Origin of the sequence: Paraburkholderia sp. NMBU_R16, assembly GCF_013282575.1 — a bacterium.
Classification (GTDB): Bacteria; Pseudomonadota; Gammaproteobacteria; order Burkholderiales; family Burkholderiaceae; genus Trinickia.
The window spans coordinates 1-1,220 of sequence record NZ_JAAAYE010000209.1; the positions used below are offsets into that span (position 1 = coordinate 1).

Here is a 1,220-nt window from a genome sequence, read left to right on the forward strand (position 1 = left end):
GGCGTTCCCGGCTAACCGCTTGCTGGCCTCCGCTACGCTCGACCGCTTGCGCCACAACGCCTACTGCCTCGTGCTCGACGGACACTCATACCGCAGCCCAAGGCACCTGCCGGAGCATCACTTGAACCTTGCAAACGCCGGATAAACGGCACATTCTTGAACCACAAAGATGCTCGATTCTGCCCACTTCTGCTGGCGCCTATATGCCGGAAATACCCGGCTCCTTTATGCCGGAAGGTGACAAACCCACGACTTACCGCTTAACGGAGGTTAAATCGCACATCGATCGCTACTGCAGATCTGTCCGTCGAAGCGGGGCAACTTCCATCTGTTCATGCACTATGCATTTGACGCATGGATGCAGCGGCACTTTCCGCAATGTCTCTTTGCGCGCTATGCCGATGATGCGGTGGTCCATTGCCGCAGCGAGGCGCACGCGCAGGAAGTCATGCATGCCATTGCCTCGCGGCTGGCGGAATGCGGGTTGCAGATGCATCCTGAGAAGTCGAAGATCGTGTATTGCAAGGACCGAAGCCGCAACCAGGCCTATCCGAATGTGACTTTTACATTTCTGGGCTTTCTGTTTCGTCCGCGAAGGGTGCTGACCAAGTTCGGGCGGCTCTCAACGAGCTTTCTGCCCGGAGTGAGTCCTGCTGCCCTGCAGCGGATGAGACAGGCGGTGCGACGGTGGCGGTTGCCCCGTCAAACGTCAGGGTCACTGGTCGATCTGGCCGAGCAATGCAATCCCACGATACGTGGCTGGTGGAACTACTACGGGGCCTTCTATCGGACGGCCATGCACGGACTCGGTCGGTATCTCGACCGCAAGCTCGTGCGCTGGGCCCAGCGCAAGTACAAGACACTGCGAAGGCATACACGGCGCAGTGAGGAGTGGTTGCACAAGATGAAGAAGGCGTATCCGCGACAGTTCGTGCACTGGCAGCTTCAAGGGGCATCGGTTGGATAACGGGAGCCGTATGACGCGAGAGTGTCACGTACGGTTCCGCGAGAGACTCCGGGTGAAATTCCCTGGGTCTACTCACCCCTACGTGAAGATCAAGGGCCACTGGAAATATCTGTACCGCGCCGTCGACGTAAGCGACTCGGCCCGACCGTTTCCCGGTTCACGCGCGCGTCGGGCATGATGGTGATGGCGTGTCGGAGTCCGTGTAGATCAAGGGGGATCGTGCCCACGATCGGCGATCGTGGGCACGATCCAT

At 59.1% G+C, this 1,220-nt stretch carries 1 protein-coding gene; it reads left to right on the plus strand.

Annotation, left to right across the window (positions count from 1 at the left end; translation table 11 throughout):
- The first annotated feature begins 334 nt into the window (after positions 1-334).
- Positions 335-967: a group II intron maturase-specific domain-containing protein gene (locus GWC77_RS27860; protein ID WP_254367231.1), complete on the plus strand. Its 633-nt coding sequence runs from the start codon at positions 335-337 to the stop codon at positions 965-967.
- The last annotated feature ends 253 nt before the right edge of the window (positions 968-1,220 follow it).

Coding starts and splice junctions, on each gene's coding strand:
- GWC77_RS27860 (WP_254367231.1), top strand. CDS start 335: ATGCACTATGCATTTGACGCATGGATGCAGCGGCACTTTCCGCAATGT.